The 15,515-nt window shown below is 55.4% G+C and carries 10 protein-coding genes; 8 read left to right on the top strand and 2 right to left on the bottom strand.

What is annotated here, in order from left to right; genetic code table 11:
• Both WKI47_RS18010 and WKI47_RS18005 read right to left on the bottom strand, forming a co-directional pair.
• Positions 1–1,595: extracellular solute-binding protein (locus WKI47_RS18010; protein WP_340228552.1), on the bottom strand; the 1,595-nt coding region annotated here is incomplete at its 3' end.
• 57 nt (positions 1,596–1,652) lie between these two features.
• Positions 1,653–3,992, bottom strand: coding sequence for a helix-turn-helix domain-containing protein (locus WKI47_RS18005; RefSeq protein ID WP_340228551.1), 2,340 nt, complete (start codon positions 3,990–3,992; stop codon positions 1,653–1,655).
• A gap of 272 nt (positions 3,993–4,264) precedes the next feature.
• Here WKI47_RS18005 and WKI47_RS18000 point away from each other — a divergent pair, with 272 nt between their 5' ends.
• From WKI47_RS18000 to WKI47_RS17965, 8 genes are all read left to right on the top strand, one after another.
• On the top strand, positions 4,265–6,040 hold the full coding sequence (locus tag WKI47_RS18000; RefSeq protein ID WP_340228562.1) for an acid phosphatase: 1,776 nt from the start codon (positions 4,265–4,267) through the stop codon (positions 6,038–6,040).
• 789 nt (positions 6,041–6,829) lie between these two features.
• A complete protein-coding gene (gene helD, locus WKI47_RS17995; RefSeq protein ID WP_340228550.1) occupies positions 6,830–9,280 on the top strand; it encodes an RNA polymerase recycling motor HelD in 2,451 nt (816 codons plus the stop codon).
• Between the two features lie 346 nt (positions 9,281–9,626).
• Positions 9,627–11,012 (top strand): C4-dicarboxylate transporter DctA, encoded by a 1,386-nt coding sequence (gene dctA / locus WKI47_RS17990; protein WP_340228549.1) that lies wholly within the window; start codon positions 9,627–9,629, stop codon positions 11,010–11,012.
• A gap of 170 nt (positions 11,013–11,182) precedes the next feature.
• Entirely contained in the window at positions 11,183–11,857 is a 675-nt protein-coding gene (locus WKI47_RS17985; RefSeq protein ID WP_340228548.1) for a response regulator transcription factor, read from the top strand.
• Positions 11,854–13,227: a sensor histidine kinase gene (locus WKI47_RS17980; RefSeq protein ID WP_340228547.1), complete on the top strand. Its 1,374-nt coding sequence runs from the start codon at positions 11,854–11,856 to the stop codon at positions 13,225–13,227. The genes WKI47_RS17985 and WKI47_RS17980 overlap by 4 nt, the downstream gene beginning before the upstream one ends.
• Before the next feature lie 153 nt (positions 13,228–13,380).
• A complete protein-coding gene (locus WKI47_RS17975) occupies positions 13,381–14,376 on the top strand; it encodes an alpha/beta hydrolase (protein ID WP_340228546.1) in 996 nt (331 codons plus the stop codon).
• Between the two features lie 163 nt (positions 14,377–14,539).
• Positions 14,540–15,016 (top strand): SRPBCC family protein, encoded by a 477-nt coding sequence (locus WKI47_RS17970; protein WP_340228545.1) that lies wholly within the window; start codon positions 14,540–14,542, stop codon positions 15,014–15,016.
• On the top strand, positions 15,013–15,417 hold the full coding sequence (locus WKI47_RS17965; protein ID WP_340228544.1) for a VOC family protein: 405 nt from the start codon (positions 15,013–15,015) through the stop codon (positions 15,415–15,417). The genes WKI47_RS17970 and WKI47_RS17965 overlap by 4 nt, the downstream gene beginning before the upstream one ends.
• Positions 15,418–15,515 lie beyond the last annotated feature (98 nt).

Here is a 15,515-nt window from a genome sequence, read left to right as displayed (position 1 = left end):
TACTTATTAGATTCTTTCATTATTTCGGCCCCGCCCGCATCCATAAATTCCTGCACGAACTCGTCGAACTCCGCAAGCGGACGTTCCCCGGTAATAAACGAAATATACGCCCGATTGCGCAGCGCGATCAGCTCTTCGCTATCGCGTACAAGCGACGGCGTAGAGACTTCCAGCGCGTTGTAGATCCCGTCCCGATCCAGATGCAGCGTCGCGGCCCATTGTTCGCGGCGCTCGGACGGCGGATAGGGGACGGTCATCCCGATATTCGCGCCGATCGTATTCAGGTAGTTGGCGGATTTGTCATAAGGCGGCAGCGTCACGATATCGTCCCGCGCAGGTCCCGCCCAGTTCCAATGCTTGCCGATGATGCCGTTTTTCAACGTTGCCCGTTCGATTTCATCCGGGTTGGCGCTGACATCGTCGAGGATTTGCAAAATCTTTTCCAGCTTGCCCGGCTCCGCCGCCGCATTCGCTCCGATTGCCGTGAAGCTCATCAGCCTGTCGTAGGCTTTGGAGCCGCGTTTGCCGTCGGGACCGCTAAACGGTCGTCCGAACGACACGCGAGCTTCCGGGTTTTTCGCTTTCAACTCCTTCACGTTATAGGTGGCTTCCACCGGAGTTTCCACGCTTTCGCCGCGATCGTCTACCGTCCACGCCTGGTAATCCCCGTCGTCGATCCAATGATAGTAGTTGCCCATCGAGGTCATGCCGATCCGTCCGTTGATAAACGAATGCGACAGATGCTTATACCCGCCTTTATTTTCTCCGGTAATAAACTCGGGATCGATCACGCCGTCCGCGTACCATTTCCGAAGATAGCCCAGCGCTTTTTTCATTTCCGGCTCAAGCGCCCCGATCACAAGCTTCCCATCCTTTTCGCTAAAATAAAGCTGATCCGCAAACACGATCTGCCCGAACGCGCCGAACACCACGTTCATGCCTTCCAGCGACAGCCCATAGGTATCCTTGATTCCGTTGCCGTCCGGGTCTTCGTTCGCGAACGCATAGATCACCTGCTCGAATTCCTCCAGCGTGTCCGGTACGTCCAAGCCCAGCTTATCCAGCCAATCCTGCCGATACACGACCGGAATCCGGTAAGCATTCGTCGGATTGACCACCGGAATGCCATAAATGCTGCCGTCGATCCGACCGTAATCCGCATAATCCGGCGCATATTCGCGAATCGCGGCTATCAGATTAGGAGCGTAGCGCTCCAGCGTCTCCTCGGGAATCTCCGTCAACAGCCCTTGCTGCTGGTATTTGAGCAAATCCTGAGGCTGGCGTATCCGCAGCAGATCCGGCGCGCCTTCTTGAGCCAGCTTCAGGTCCAGCAGCGACTCGTAGTGGTTGTTTTCCAGATTCCAGATGTCCAGATCGACGTCATGCTTCTGTTCCACATACCGAATCATCTCCGCATCCTCGGGGACGGGGAGATTTTGGTGCAGGGTCCAGGAGATCTTGAGTTTGGGGGAATCCTTTTGAGCAGCCGCCTGCTCTATCGATCCGTCCGTCTGGCTTGCACAGCCGACCAATAAGGCCAAGGCGGCTAGCGTCGCGATATAAACCGTCAACCGTCGCAGCAGCGTACTGTTCATCGTCTTCCTCCTTTTCAACATACCAAATCTGTCTGTGCGGATCGCCCCCATCTACGGCTACGCCTGCTTCCGGTTTTCCCGCAAATAGTTGCCCGGCGTACAGCCGTAGGCTTCTTTGAACTTTTTGATAAAATACGCCGGAGTGCTGTACCCGACCGCTCCGGCAATCTGCTCGATCGTCGCTCCGCCGCGTTCGATCCGCTCTTTTGCCGTCTCCATCCGTTTTTTCGTGACATATTCGGTGTACGTGACGCCCAGCTCTTCTTTGAACAGTCGGCTCAAATATTTCGCGCTGATAAATACGTTCGAAGATACGGCTTCAAGCGAAAGATCGTCAGGCAGATGTTCGTCGATGTACTGCTTGGCGTATTCCAATGTGTCCGTCGCCCGTTCGCTGCTGCGCTTGTCCGTCTCGGCCAGAAACGTCCGCACCGTATCCAGCAGCCATCCCCGGAACTCGTCGATATGCGACAGCGCGATATACTGCCGATGCAAGTCCGGACGACCGCCGCCCGGCTGCTTGTAGCAAATGCTTTTCAGATAATCGGAAAAAGCGAAGACGGCGTTCGACAAAATAAAGTGGCAATAGTCCGCCGGGTAACGGCCTTCCCGCATCGCTTCGATTAACGCGTCGATCGCCTCGGCAATCTCGTCGAATTGGCGCCCCGGCAGCTTTTCCCGGAAACGTGCGAGGACCGGCTGCGGAATCTCGCCTTGACTGTCTTCGCGTTCCGCCAAATCATCTTCGTGCAGCATCGGGCGTTCGGGCAAGAAATAGGCGTATTTAATCCGGCTTTCCGCATCGGTTCGGCTCACATGCAGTTCGTGCGGCTTCGTCACTTCGCGTCCCCAGGCAAGCTGGACGTTCACGTCCGGCAGTTCCCCGCAGACTTTTAATAGATGATCCGCCAACGTCCGAATCCATTCATCGTCGAGGCTTGCAGAGTTCGATGGATTGGCGCCGCTGCTTGAACCGGAAGTTGCGGTTCGGGCCAGGATGGCTGCGATTTTCCCGTCCGTCAACTCTTCCGCCACGATCAAAACTCCGGGCATCGTCATCCGTTCCAGCATCGAGACAACGTCCGTGCGTGTGGAGGCTGCCCCGTTTTTCGAGTCTTCGCGGAATTCCGGCTTCCTATGCCTATGCAGCAGCAAACAGCGGAATCCGTCGGCTTCGCCGAACAGATTTTCGACCAGCGTCCGTTCCTTGATAGACGGCTCCGTTTGGTCCCTTTGAAGCAGCTTCAAGATCATATTGCGCTTCACCATCGGTCCGGTCGCCAGAAGCGTCTCTTCCAATGTACTGACCTTTTCGTTCAGGTGATGCACCGCCGTGGTGATGATCCCGTATTCGTTGACGTCCGTATCGGACTGTCCGGTCAACTGGCGGATATTGGCGACGAGGCGCTTGAGCGGGCTGTAGATCAGCTTGGTCATAACGCCGGACAGCAGCAGACCGATCAGCAACGCCACCGCGGAGATCGCCAGCACGAGCCGTTGCACCGCCAGCGATTGTTCTTGGAAAAAGCGATGCGGCGTTGCGCTGTACAGCGTCCATCCCGTCGTCGGCAGCGGCTCATGGAAGATCGTGTACGCATCGCTGTCGATCGGCATTCCTGTTTCGTATCGAGCTTCGGCTTGCGCGACTTCCTGCCGCATATCCGCCAAGCCTTCCGCATCTATCGCCCATTCTCCCGCAGCGCCAAGCGACCACGTTTCCTCATATTGAAAAGGCATCATGTTGCGGATAATCGCCTGCACGGCTTCTTCTTTGACATCGACGGCGACGATCAGATCGCTATCCGCGCCGGAAGACTGGAACGGATAACTGTGCGCGTACGTCATCAGCTTTTGCCCGCCGGTATCCGGAAATTCCGAAAAAATATCCTCTGCAATCACGCGGGAAGCCGTCCATATTCCGCCGGTTTCCGATGTCGACATCTTTTCAATCCAGTCTGTTTGCCGTGGCATGTTGCGTTCCCGATCCGCCCGGTCGATCAGGCCGTGAAGCGACGATAACATCGCGCCGCTTTGCGGATCGTAAAGATGGATCGCTTCGATCAGATGGGGTTGGGCGGACACTTCGGACTTCAGCAGCTGTTGCAGCTCAAGCAGGCGGGACGGATGGTTTTTCCAAGAATCGCCCTGGAACTGCCGCAGATCCGACGTCCGGTCCAACGCCAGTCCGAGCACGACCTGCTGCACCCGCTGGAACACTTCGGAGTCGATCGTTTTTGCGGTGTTGGCGAGCGTGGCTTGATTGCGGTCTTGCAGCTCGGACAGGTAGCGATTGGAGGCATAGATATAAAACGCCGAACACAGCGAGAGGACGATAACCAGAACGACAGATAGATAAGACACGGCCAGACGGGCCCAGACGGCATTTCGTTTTTTCATCGTACACTCTCCTCCCGCGTGGGATTATACAGGCAAGGTTGCAGAGTTGTTCGGGATATTTGTAAGGGGATTGTTAAATGAACAAAATCCGGCCGATTTCCGCTGAAAACCTCCCAAAATGCTATAAAGGCGAAATCGTTCCATTGCCCAAAATCGCCGCCGGATGCTACATTTGCTGCGATTCGAGATCGAACACACAAGCGAATACCTAAACGAAGAGGAGCAACTTTACCGTGAAAAAAAGAACCATGAAACAAATGCTGGCCGTCGCAATGGGCTTCGCCATCCTGTCCAATACGGCTATCGTGCATCCCGCGATCGCGGCTACGGATGCTTATGAAATCCAGGTTCCTTCGCAGCCTGCATGGGGGTACTTCGCCGATTCGTACAAAACGAACAGCGGCGACAATCAAAGCATCGAAAGCAACGCCGCGCTCGGCACGCTGTCGGAATTCTTGAAGCTGTGGACGCCGGGCAGCACATGGAACAATGGAACCAAGCTGCAAAAGGACGTGCTTGACTATAATATTCAGTATGTAGTCGATCTGGCTGCAACGCGTACGGCGGCCGACGAAGAACTGGCGTATCTGGTTGACCGTCGCGGACAAACCTACAGCGCGGTCGAAGGTCTGGGCGCATTGACCGACGTGTACCGCGAACTCAGCAAAACGACAACGTCGATCGCAGATGTAGCCGCAGATGCAACGACGAAAAAATACGATGACGAGGACAGCACCAACAAAGGCGGAGATTCGGAATCATCCCTGGGCAAAATGGTCGACCTGATCGGCGTGGTGCGCGGCAACTACGCGTCGACCAACCCGTCCAAAACCTTTTTCCAATATATGCGTCCGTATCGGTGGGTGAACATGCAGGAGGGCACGAACGATAACCGGATCGTCGTTCCGAAGCTGGTTCCTGCCATTAGTACAACTCCTGAAAAAGACGGCGGGTTCCCAAGCGGTCACACGAACGCTTCTTACCTCGCTTCGTTGTCGCTGGCGTATGCCGTGCCTGAACGTTACCAGGAGTTGCTGACCCGCGCTTCGGAAATGGGCGACAGCCGTATCGTGTCCGGGATGCACTCGCCGCTGGACGTGATGGGCGGACGCGTGCTGGCGACGGCGTTGGCTGCGGCTACGCTGGCCGACCCGGACAACGCCGAACTGAAGCAGCAGGCGTACGACCAGGCGCATGACGTTCTGTTAAAAGAAACCGGCACAGCCGAAGACCGCTTCGCTGACTATGCGCAAAACAAAGCGGATTACATGGAGCGCCTGACTTACGGCTTCAAGCAAATCGGCGACACCACCAAGCCGATGATCGTGCCTGAACATGCGGAAGTGCTGCTGGAGACACGCCTTCCTTACCTGAATGACGAACAGCGCCGCGAAGTATTGGCTACGACGGGTCTGGAATCGGGCTACCCGCTGCTGGACGATCCGGAAGGCTGGGGACGTCTGAACCTGTTCGAAGCGGCCAATGGCTACGGCGCATTCAGCAGCAACGTCACGGTCAATATGGACGCGGCGCAAGGCGGTTTCAACGCGGAAGACCTATGGCGCAACGACATCTCGGGTGCGGGCAAGCTAATCAAGCAAGGCAGCGGCAAGCTGGCGCTGGCGGGCAACAGCACCTATACCGGCGGCACGGAGATCAAGGCAGGCACGCTCGAAGCCGTATCGGCTGCGGCATTCGGCCAAGGCCATGTAGTCAACGGCGGTACGATCATCGAGAGCGTCGAAGGCCCGCGTCTACTGACGGTCGGCGGAGATTTCACGCAAGCCGCGAACGGCGTGCTGGAAATCGGCGTAACCGGATCGGATGACGGAATCGAAGTGGCCGGCAAACTGCAAGCGGACGGAACGCTGCGCGTGAACTTCGTGGACGGCTACGAGTTCGCGAAGCGCGACCTGACGCTTATTACGGCCGGATCGATCGAAGGGGAATTCGATAAGCTCGAAGTTGTGGGCATGTCGGGGGATTATAGCGCGAAGTTAAAATACGAGAGCGGAAAAATCGTGTTGGCTTTGAGCGAGAAGAAGTAAATGAAAAACTGTTCGTGAGAGAGCTGACTGGGGGCGCTGCGGGGGAAATTCAGTTCAATTCGCTGTCTCACTCGGAACAACCTGATTGGAATTTTTAGTGGAATTTTTCCGAGTTCAAAGGCCAACATAGCGTTATATGTTACCGCAGGTTTTCTTCGAAACCCTGTATTTCACTGAATTTCCCCCTCCGCTTGGGCTTCGCTCCTTAAGAGATTTTTAAGTTCGAATCGCTTCTTTTATAGCTTTTAAGGGCGAACTTCTCGCTCTTTGGGGTGGGTAGGAAGAGAAAGTAAAAACAAAAAATGTAAAATCAGAAAAGCCCGTCGGTTATGGCGGGCTGAATGTGTCGAGAAAATCCAACGTAGCTGGAAGCCAGAAGGCGGAGAGAGAAATTCAGTGAAGGAACGATAGTGTTCGCCTTTGAAATCGGGAAAATTCCACTTGAAATTTCAATCATATTTCCCGATTTCAACACGCGACCGGAACGAATTTCTCTCGCAGCCTTCTGGCTTCCCACGGCCATGAGACTTTCTCGACAGCTTGAGCCCGTCAATTCATGACGGGCTTTTCTTGTTTTGAAAATGAAAATCCCCCGGCTTTTGGCCGAGGGATACAAGTCGAAATAAAGATTGAAAGCCGCGATTTCCTGTGCTACGATGGGAAGACCGCTCTGATTATTTTTAAATGAACATAAATATTGCATCTTATCTATACTTTAATTCTAGCACGGGATCGAGCGGGATGTCAAACGGTTTTTCTCCAAAATCAAAAAAGGGAGTGGATGGGGAAATGATCGAATCGGGAGATTGGAAACAAGAGCAGGAACGGTTGAGCGAAGTCAGCGGCAAGTTGGAAGCCAGAATCGGGGAAATCGAACCGGAGATTGAAGGACTGAACGAGCAGGCTATCGAGATTCGGCGCAAGTTCTGGGAAGAAGTCAGCGTCAGCACAAGCACGAACGAAGACTTCGAAGAGAGCGTCTACAGCATCGAGCAGCAGGAAGCGTTGTTGTCGGAGCGGGAGCGGAGCCATCAGAATAAAGTGCGGCAATATCATAAAATGAAACGGTTGTTGGCGTCTCCGTATTTCGGACGGATCGATTTTCGCGAAGACGGAACAGGATTCACGGAGTCGGTCTATATCGGGGTGTCTTCGTTCGTGGATGCCGACGGCCTGGAGTTTCTGATCTACGATTGGCGGACGCCGATCGCCAGTCTGTATTACGATCACTCGCCGGGACGCGCGGATTATCAGACGCCAAGCGGCAGCATCTCCGGCAATATGGAGCTGAAGCGTCAGTACCGGATACGGGATCGACAGATTCTGAACGTGTTCGATACGAGCGACACGATCGGCGACGAGCTGCTCCAACAGGTGCTCGGCGGCGCGGCGGACAACCGGATGAAAAGCATCGTAGCCACGATCCAAAAAGAACAGAACGCGATCATTCGCGATGACAAAAGTCAGATGGTCATCGTGCAGGGGGCGGCAGGCAGCGGAAAGACGTCGGCCGCGCTCCAACGGGTCGCGTATCTGCTGTACAGTCAGCGGGATCGTCTGCGTGCGGATCAAGTGGTACTTTTTTCGCCCAATCCCATGTTCAACGGCTACGTCTCGACCGTTCTGCCGGAGCTTGGCGAAGAGAACATGAAGCAGACTACGTTCCAGGAGTATTTGGAGCGCCGCTTGAGCCAGACATTTACGCTCGAAGATCCGTTCGATCAGATGGAATACGTGCTGTCGCAAACTTCCGATCCCGGTTACGAAGCCAGATTGAGCGGGATTCGGTATAAAGCTTCGTCCGACTTTTTACGGGAGATGCAGCGGTACGTCGAAAGTCTGGAACGCGGCGGCATGAAGTTCCATGCGCTGACCTTCCAGGGCCGCGAGTTGGTGAGTGCCGGGCGAATGAGTGAGCTGTTCTACAGCTACGACGCTTCGCTGCGCACGGCCAATCGCGTAGCGAAGCTTCAGGAATGGCTGCTGGCTGAAGTGAAGCGTCTGGAACAGGAAGAACGCTATGCGAAGTGGGTCGACGAAGCGTTGGATTACGTCGATTCCGAGCAGCGTGAAGAAGCGTACGGCGAGCTGCATCAGGAGCGGCATGTGTTCGACTTTTCCGAGCAGTATGCGGCAGCCAGAGCGAGATTGAACGGGACAAGACGTACGGATGAAGGCGACTTCGACTTCTCTGAGCGTCAAGAAGCATGGCTGCGTAAAGATCTGGTGAGCGAAGCGTTCGAACCGTTAAAGCGTTTCGTGAAGCGAATGGCGTTCGTCGACGTGACAGGGTTGTACATGCAGTTATTTGATCAAAAGCAAAGCGCGGAGTCTGCTCTTGTTTGCGGTGACGCGCAAGTCTCCGTATTGCCGCCTTATTGGAGCGAGATCAGCCGCCAAACCCGGTCAAAGCTTGAGCGCGGAGAATTATACGGCGAAGACGCGACTCCTTATCTGTATTTGAAGGAACGGGTCGAAGGACTGCGCAGCAGCTCGGATATCCGGCAGGTATTCGTGGACGAAGGGCAGGATTATTCGGCGTTCCAATATGCGTTTTTCAAACAGATGTTTCCGCGTGCCCGCATGACCGTGCTCGGCGACTTCAGCCAGGCGATCTTTACGCAATCCACGGAGCTATCTGGTACCGACTCGCCGCTCGTCCATTTGTACGGAGCCGAACATACCCGCGTATTCCGTCTCCATCGCAGCTATCGCTCGACCCGGCAGATCGTGGAGTTTACGAAAGCGTTGTTGCCGGAAGCCTCGGAGATCGAACCTTTCGACCGCGAAGGCAACAAGCCGCTGCTAATCCACTCCCCATCTTCCCGGCAAAAGGCCGAGTCCATCGCTGCGCATCTCAAGCAACTTCAAGCCGAAGGCTTCGACTCGATCGGCATCGTCACCCGCACCGCCGCCGAAGCCCGCGAAGCGCTGGAACAACTTGCCGCTCTGGGATGCCCGGAGCTGAAAGAAATCACGAAGACGACTCCCGAGTTTCAAAAAGGGACGCTGGTTCTTCCCGTTTACCTCGCCAAAGGCGTCGAGTTCGACGCCGTATTGATCTACGACGCGTCCGCCTACCACCGCGAATCCGAACGCAAGCTATTTTATACCGCCTGCACCCGTGCCATGCACCGACTAACCTTGTTTGCCGACAGCGTCGCGACTCCTTTTATGGAACAGATCGACCCGCATCTATACGATCTCAAAACGTCTCCGTCCGTCTCGCCGTCTTGTTAAACTCCCAATAGTTTTACCATACGGCTTGGATTTTTGTTGCTCCTTTCCTCCTTTTGATTCTTGTTCGGTGTGGAAGATAATCTAACTCTATATCGACATTAAAACCCCAAATATACGTTATTTATTGGTGAATGTCGCTAAAACCTTGTGAGGAATTTGTACGTGTTGACTAATGCGTCCGGCATATCGCTCTTTTATAATGAAGAAAGAAAAGAACGATACGTATCAAAAAGTCAATAAACCTGACATCTGCCGAAAAAAGTTCGCGTGATCTCCAGAAAAAGGAAGCGCTCCATCATTTAGTGCTTTATCGCTTTAACCGAAACGGGAGTAGGGGGACGAAATCATGGAGCAAGCCGTTAAGCCGAGACAACCGCTGTACAAAAATCTGTTCGTGCAAATCATCGCGTCGATCGTGTTGGGGATTTTGGTCGGTTATTTGTGGCCTACGTTCGGCATCGCGCTGAAGCCGCTCGGAGACGGGTTTATCAAGCTAATCAAAATGATTATTTCGCCGCTGGTGTTCGTAGTCGTCGTACTCGGCATCGCCAAAGTCGGCAATATGAAAACGGTCGGCCGGATCGGCGGGAAAGCGCTGCTGTATTTCGAGGCCGTCACGACGGTCGCGCTGATTATCGGTCTGGTCGTCGCCAACGTGATGAGGCCAGGCGCGGGCATGAAGGTAGACCCGGCGACGCTGTCGACCGAAGCGGTCGGAAACGTCACCAAAAACGCGGAACTGCCGCACGGCGTCGACTTCTTCATGAACATCATCCCGGAAAGCGTCGTTTCGGCGTTCGCGACCAACACGATGCTTCAAGTGCTGCTCGTCTCCTGCTTATTCGGCTTCGCGCTCGTCAAAGTCGGCGGCCGCACGTCGGAGTTCCTGATCGAAGCGTTCGACCATATTAGCCACGTCATTTTCCAGATCATGGGCTTCATTATGAAACTCACGGCGATCGCGACCTTCGGCGCCATGGCGTTCACCGTCAGCCAGTACGGCATGCAGACGCTGCTCGCGTTCGGCAAACTGTTCCTGGCCATGACCGTCGCGTGCCTGCTGTTCCTGCTGGTGCTGGAAGGCATCATGCGCGTCTTCGTCGGCATCGGGCTATGGAAAGCGATCAAGCTGGTGCGCGAAGAGATCATGTTTGCGTTCGCTACCGGTTCGACGGAAGCGGTCATGCCGCAGATCATGACCAAGCTGGAAAAGGCCGGCTGTCACCGTTCCGTCGTGGGGCTGGTCGTGCCGACGGGATACTCGTTCAATCTGGACGGAGCGTCGATCTATCTCTCATTGGCGCTGGTATTCCTGGCGCAAGCGACCGGCGTGAATCTGAGCCTGACCGAGCAGTTGATCCTGCTGGGCGTGCTGCTGCTGACGTCCAAAGGCATGGCGGGCATTCCCGGTTCGGCTTTCGTCGCTTTGTCCGCCACGGCGGCCAGCACCGGCTCGATTCCGGTCGCCGCGGTCGCGTTGATGCTGGCCCCGGACCGCATCATGGGCAATTACCGGACCACGGTCAACATTATCGGCTACGTCGTCGCCACTTTCGTCGTGGCCCGCTGGGAAGGGCTGTTTGACCGCGATCGGGCGATGAGCGTGTTGAGCGGACACGGAACGGTCGCCGATTTCCCGGCCGATCCCGACCCGGCCGCTTCGGCGGAGCAAGACGTGCAATCGCTTGAAGCGGATTCCGCCTACAAGCCGAAGCCGCTTCCGGAAGCCTGATCGCGCGTTTCGCGCCTGTTCGAAAACCGATTTTCCGCAAACCGATTCCGTCTTTTGGCGGCGTCGGTTTTTTGCCGTATCCGGCGACAAGTGATCCGGCCTGCCGTTTTGCTTTATAATGAAAGCAGCGGCCGATGCCGACAACAAGGAAACCAAGGAGAATAACTGATATGCCGACCATACTCGTGGCGGACGACGACGCGAATATTCGCGAGTTGGTCTGCTTGTTTTTGCATAATGACGGATTTGCGACGATCGAAGCTTCGGACGGACAAGAAGCGCTGGATCTGCATGCGCGCCTGCCGGTCGATCTGGCCGTACTGGATATCATGATGCCCGGCGTCGACGGCTGGGCGTTGTGCCGGGAGCTGCGGCGGCGAAGCGCGGAGCTTCCGCTGCTCATGCTGACGGCGCGGGGCGAGACTTGGGAAAAGGTCAAAGGATTCGAGCTGGGCGCGGACGATTATCTGACCAAGCCCTTCGATCCGCTGGAGCTGACGGCGCGCGTTCGCGCGCTGCTCAAGCGATCCCGGATCGGCGCGGACAAAGCGGTACGGATCGGCAGTCTGGCGCTGGATCGGAACACGTATAAAGTGACCGTCGGCGCGGAGACTTTTACATTGCCGCTCAAAGAATTCGAACTGCTGTACACGCTGGCGGAGACGCCGGGGCAGGTGTACACGCGGGAGCAGTTGATCGAGCGGATCTGGGGACTGGATTACGCGGGCGACAATCGGACGGTGGATGTGCATATCAAGCGCCTGCGGGAAAGGTTTGCCGATATAGGCGGGTTTGCGATCGAGACGGTACGCGGATTGGGGTACCGATTGGAGGCCGAAGCATGATCCGCTCGCTGTATACGCGGGTCGTGCTGATCTTTCTGGTGTCGGTGATCGGGGGAACGGTGCTGGCTTTCTTTATCGCGACCTGGGCTTTTCGCGATCAGATGAACGAAAACCTGCAAATTCCGCTAACCCAGTTCGCCCAGGATATCGGACGCCTTTATGCGCAAATGCCGATCGAGCAGGCGAACGAGTTCGTCAGCGGGATGCACCAATTGGGTTCTTATTACATCCGGATTTACGAATCGCCTGATCGCTTCCGCGTCTACGGCGAGCCTGCGGGCACGGCGTTCGAGGTTCGCCCGGAACTGGTGCGCCGGGTGCTAGGCGGCGAGACGATCCGGGTGAACACCAACGGCGTTACCATCGAATTGATCGGGATGCCGTTTACGACAGAGAAAGGCGTTCAGGCGATATTCATCGAGCCGATCGGCTCGGCCTCCGCGCCTTTCGTCGCCAAATGGCTGTTGAACTTTGCCATATACGCGCTGATCGCGGGGAGCTTGGTCTTTGTGGGAGCCGCGGCTTTCGTCGTGCGGCCGATCAACAAGCTCACCCGTGCGACGAGGCGGATTGCGGCAGGCGACTTCGACGTCAAACTGGATATCCGGCAAAAAGGCGAACTCGGCGAGCTGGCGCGCAGCTTTGAAGCGATGTCGAGCGATTTGCGGCGCCAAGAAGAGATGCGTCGGGATTTCGTATCGAATGTGTCGCACGAAGTGCAATCGCCGCTGACTTCCATCTCCGGGTATGCGCTGGCGCTCAAGCAATCCAATCTCTCGGAAGATCGGCGCAATCGGTATTTGGATATTATTACGGCTGAAGCCAATCGGATGTCGCGCATGAGCGATAGCTTGTTGAAGCTGAGTTTGCTGGAATCGCAGCCGCAGTTGCAGCGTGCCGAATTGCGGTTGGACGAGCAAATTCGAAGAGTCATTATCGCGCTTCAGCCGCAGTGGTCGGTAAAAGGAATTCGCTTCGAACTGGATTTGCCTGTCGCGCGTATAATCGGCGATCCCGATCAGTTGGGGCAGGTATGGACGAATATCATCGGCAACGCGATTAAGTTTTCGCCGGATAACGGGGAAATCGCGGTGACTCTTTCCCGGGATGCGACGAATGCCGTCGTCCGTATCGCAGACCGGGGAATCGGAATCGCGCCGGAAGACCGGGAGCGCGTATTCGAACGTTTTTTCAAAGCCGATCGTTCCCGAAGCCGCAAATACGGGGGCAGCGGCATGGGACTTGCGATTGTGCGGCAGATCGTGTCGTTGCATCGCGGAAGTATTGAAGTAGAGAGCGAACCGGGGCGCGGTACGGCCTTTACGGTGACGCTTCCGCTGGATGTGCCGGAGACGTCTTCGGATCGGTAGGGGCAAGCAGCGAGGGCATCCGGCCGATCTTTTTTTCGAGTTCATATTGCGTTCATATTGTCGTCACGGGCTGTCCATGATGGCTTGCTATCCTTATTCGTACCTGCTGCAAAAGTAGCGGGGCAAAGCTGACTACGAATAGGAGAGACCGACATGGACACACTTCAACATACAGTCGACCAACCTCATAAAAAGAAGAAAAAATGGCCGCGCATCTTACTGAAAACCTTGGGCATTATCGTCGGAGCCATTGCGCTGTTCTTCATCACCGTATTTGCGGTAGACAAAATTGCACTGCGCGCGGAAGCGGGAAAAATTCAGCCTTACGGTCAAACGGTCGCCGTGGACGGCAAAAAGATGAATGTGCTGATCCGGGGAAAAGGCGAAGAAACGGTCGTGCTGCTGCCCGGTTACGGAACGGCAGTTCCGGCGCGTGACTTCGAGTTGCTGATCCGCGAACTGGAGTCCGATTACCGCGTGATCGCGGTCGAGCCTTTTGGTTACGGACTGAGCGATAAGACGGACAAAGAGCGCACGACGGCGAATATTGTGGGCGAGGTGCACGAGGCGCTTCGGCAGCTAGGCGTTGATCGGTATGTGCTGATGGGGCATTCGATCACGGGACTTTACGGCATCGAATATGTGAATCGGTATCCGGATGAAGTCATCGCGTTCGCGGGCGTTGATACGAGCGTGCCCAAGCAAGGCGACATGGATACGGAGTTGCCCGAGGGGTTGTTCCGCTTTTTGAAGGAGTCGGGAATGATGCGTTTGTTGACCAAGCTTGGCGACGATCCGTATCTGAAGCTGGGCTATGACGAAGACATGGCCAAGCAGATTCGCATGATTACCAATCGCGTAAGCAACAACTCGACGATCCTGAACGAGATGAGTCATATTGCGGAAAATTTCCGCGTGGCACGCGAAGCGGATGCGCAGTTCCCGGCCGAGCTTCCCGTGATTCTTTTTGTGAACCAGGACGATACGGCCAAGGAAGGATGGACCGAATTGCATGAGGAACAAGCGGAGCATTCGGAGCACGGCAAGATGTTTCGGATGAGCGGCGGACATTATTTGCACCACGCGAATTCACCGGAGATCGCGAAGGATTTCCGTGCTTTTATGGCGGAGATTGATGCGGGGCAGTGACGACGGATACAGACAGATAACAAGCAGCGAAAAGGCGACCGGAAAGCAAATCCGAGATCGTCTTTTTCGCGATGGAGACGAGAGCACAGGACTAACCGTTGGGTAATAAAGAAATGTAAACCCGTTCCATTTCCTGAAATGAACGACGAGGAGGAGGTACGCGATGCTAGCCATGATCGAGTCAAACGGAAACGGATATAAAGCCCGATTCGAACGCCGCCTGACACATCCCGCCGAGCAAGCCTGGACTTATCTCACGGATAACGAACACCTGAAGCAATGGTTTCCCGAATTGCAGATCGAAGATCTTCATTTGGGCGGAAAAATACGTTTCGATATGCAGGACGGCACGTTCGAAGAACTGCGGATCATCGGGTTCAACGAGTGTTCGATGCTGGCGTACACCTGGGGCGAAGATCAGATTCGGTTCGAACTGTCTCCCAAAGCGTACGGAAGCCGGCTTGTGTTGGTCGAAACGATGAAGCAGGTCACTTCGCATACGCCGAAAGACCTCGCCGGTTGGCATGTATGCCTGGACGTTATCGAAGCTTTGATGGACGGGCGGGCGATTGAGTCTCGCGAGGATAATTGGGAGAAGTGGTTTGGAGAATATCGGATGCTCGTGGAGACGAGAGTATGAGCGGGCCGAATTTGGGGAAGGGCCGGATTGATGTCGTGACGCTTTTTGCGGAGGAGCTGGAAGAAACGGTATCGTTTTATCGGAAGGTGTTCGGATTGGAACCCGTGTACGAAGACGATCATTCCGCGGTGTTCGATTTTGCTAATATCAGCATCAATTTGCTGCGTACAACTGAAGCGCCTGGGCTGATGGACCCGGCGGTTGTGGCTCATGCGGCTGACGGTTCGCGTTTTCTGTTTACGATCCGCGTGGAGGATGTTGATGCCGTTTGCAGGGAGCTTGGCGGTCTGGGAGTCGCCTTGCTTAACGGCCCGGTGGATCGCCCATGGGGCGTTCGTACGGCGAGTTTCGCCGATCCGGCCGGACATGCGTGGGAAATTGCTCAGTCGATCCGGAAATAGCATATAGGGGTACAGGATCAAATCCGGCCTTGCACGCAAATAAAAGACTGCCGCTTCGCGAAATCCAAAGAAAAGGATTTTGGAGGGTGGCAGTCTTT

The sequence above is a fragment of the Saccharibacillus sacchari genome, from assembly GCF_037722395.1.
In the GTDB taxonomy this organism is placed as follows: domain Bacteria; phylum Bacillota; class Bacilli; order Paenibacillales; family Paenibacillaceae; genus Saccharibacillus; species Saccharibacillus sacchari_A.
The sequence above is the reverse complement of the archived record's forward strand: the minus strand, read 5'-3'. Positions and strand labels throughout refer to the sequence as shown.

What these genes read in the sequence shown, in the direction of transcription:
- WKI47_RS18005 (WP_340228551.1), bottom strand. Translation starts at nt 3,992, where the DNA reads ATGAAAAAACGAAATGCCGTCTGGGCCCGTCTGGCCGTGTCTTATCTA.
- WKI47_RS18000 (WP_340228562.1), top strand. Translation starts at nt 4,265, where the DNA reads ATGGGCTTCGCCATCCTGTCCAATACGGCTATCGTGCATCCCGCGATC.
- helD (WP_340228550.1), top strand. Translation starts at nt 6,830, where the DNA reads ATGATCGAATCGGGAGATTGGAAACAAGAGCAGGAACGGTTGAGCGAA.
- dctA (WP_340228549.1), top strand. Translation starts at nt 9,627, where the DNA reads ATGGAGCAAGCCGTTAAGCCGAGACAACCGCTGTACAAAAATCTGTTC.
- WKI47_RS17985 (WP_340228548.1), top strand. Translation starts at nt 11,183, where the DNA reads ATGCCGACCATACTCGTGGCGGACGACGACGCGAATATTCGCGAGTTG.
- WKI47_RS17980 (WP_340228547.1), top strand. Translation starts at nt 11,854, where the DNA reads ATGATCCGCTCGCTGTATACGCGGGTCGTGCTGATCTTTCTGGTGTCG.
- WKI47_RS17975 (WP_340228546.1), top strand. Translation starts at nt 13,381, where the DNA reads ATGGACACACTTCAACATACAGTCGACCAACCTCATAAAAAGAAGAAA.
- WKI47_RS17970 (WP_340228545.1), top strand. Translation starts at nt 14,540, where the DNA reads ATGCTAGCCATGATCGAGTCAAACGGAAACGGATATAAAGCCCGATTC.
- WKI47_RS17965 (WP_340228544.1), top strand. Translation starts at nt 15,013, where the DNA reads ATGAGCGGGCCGAATTTGGGGAAGGGCCGGATTGATGTCGTGACGCTT.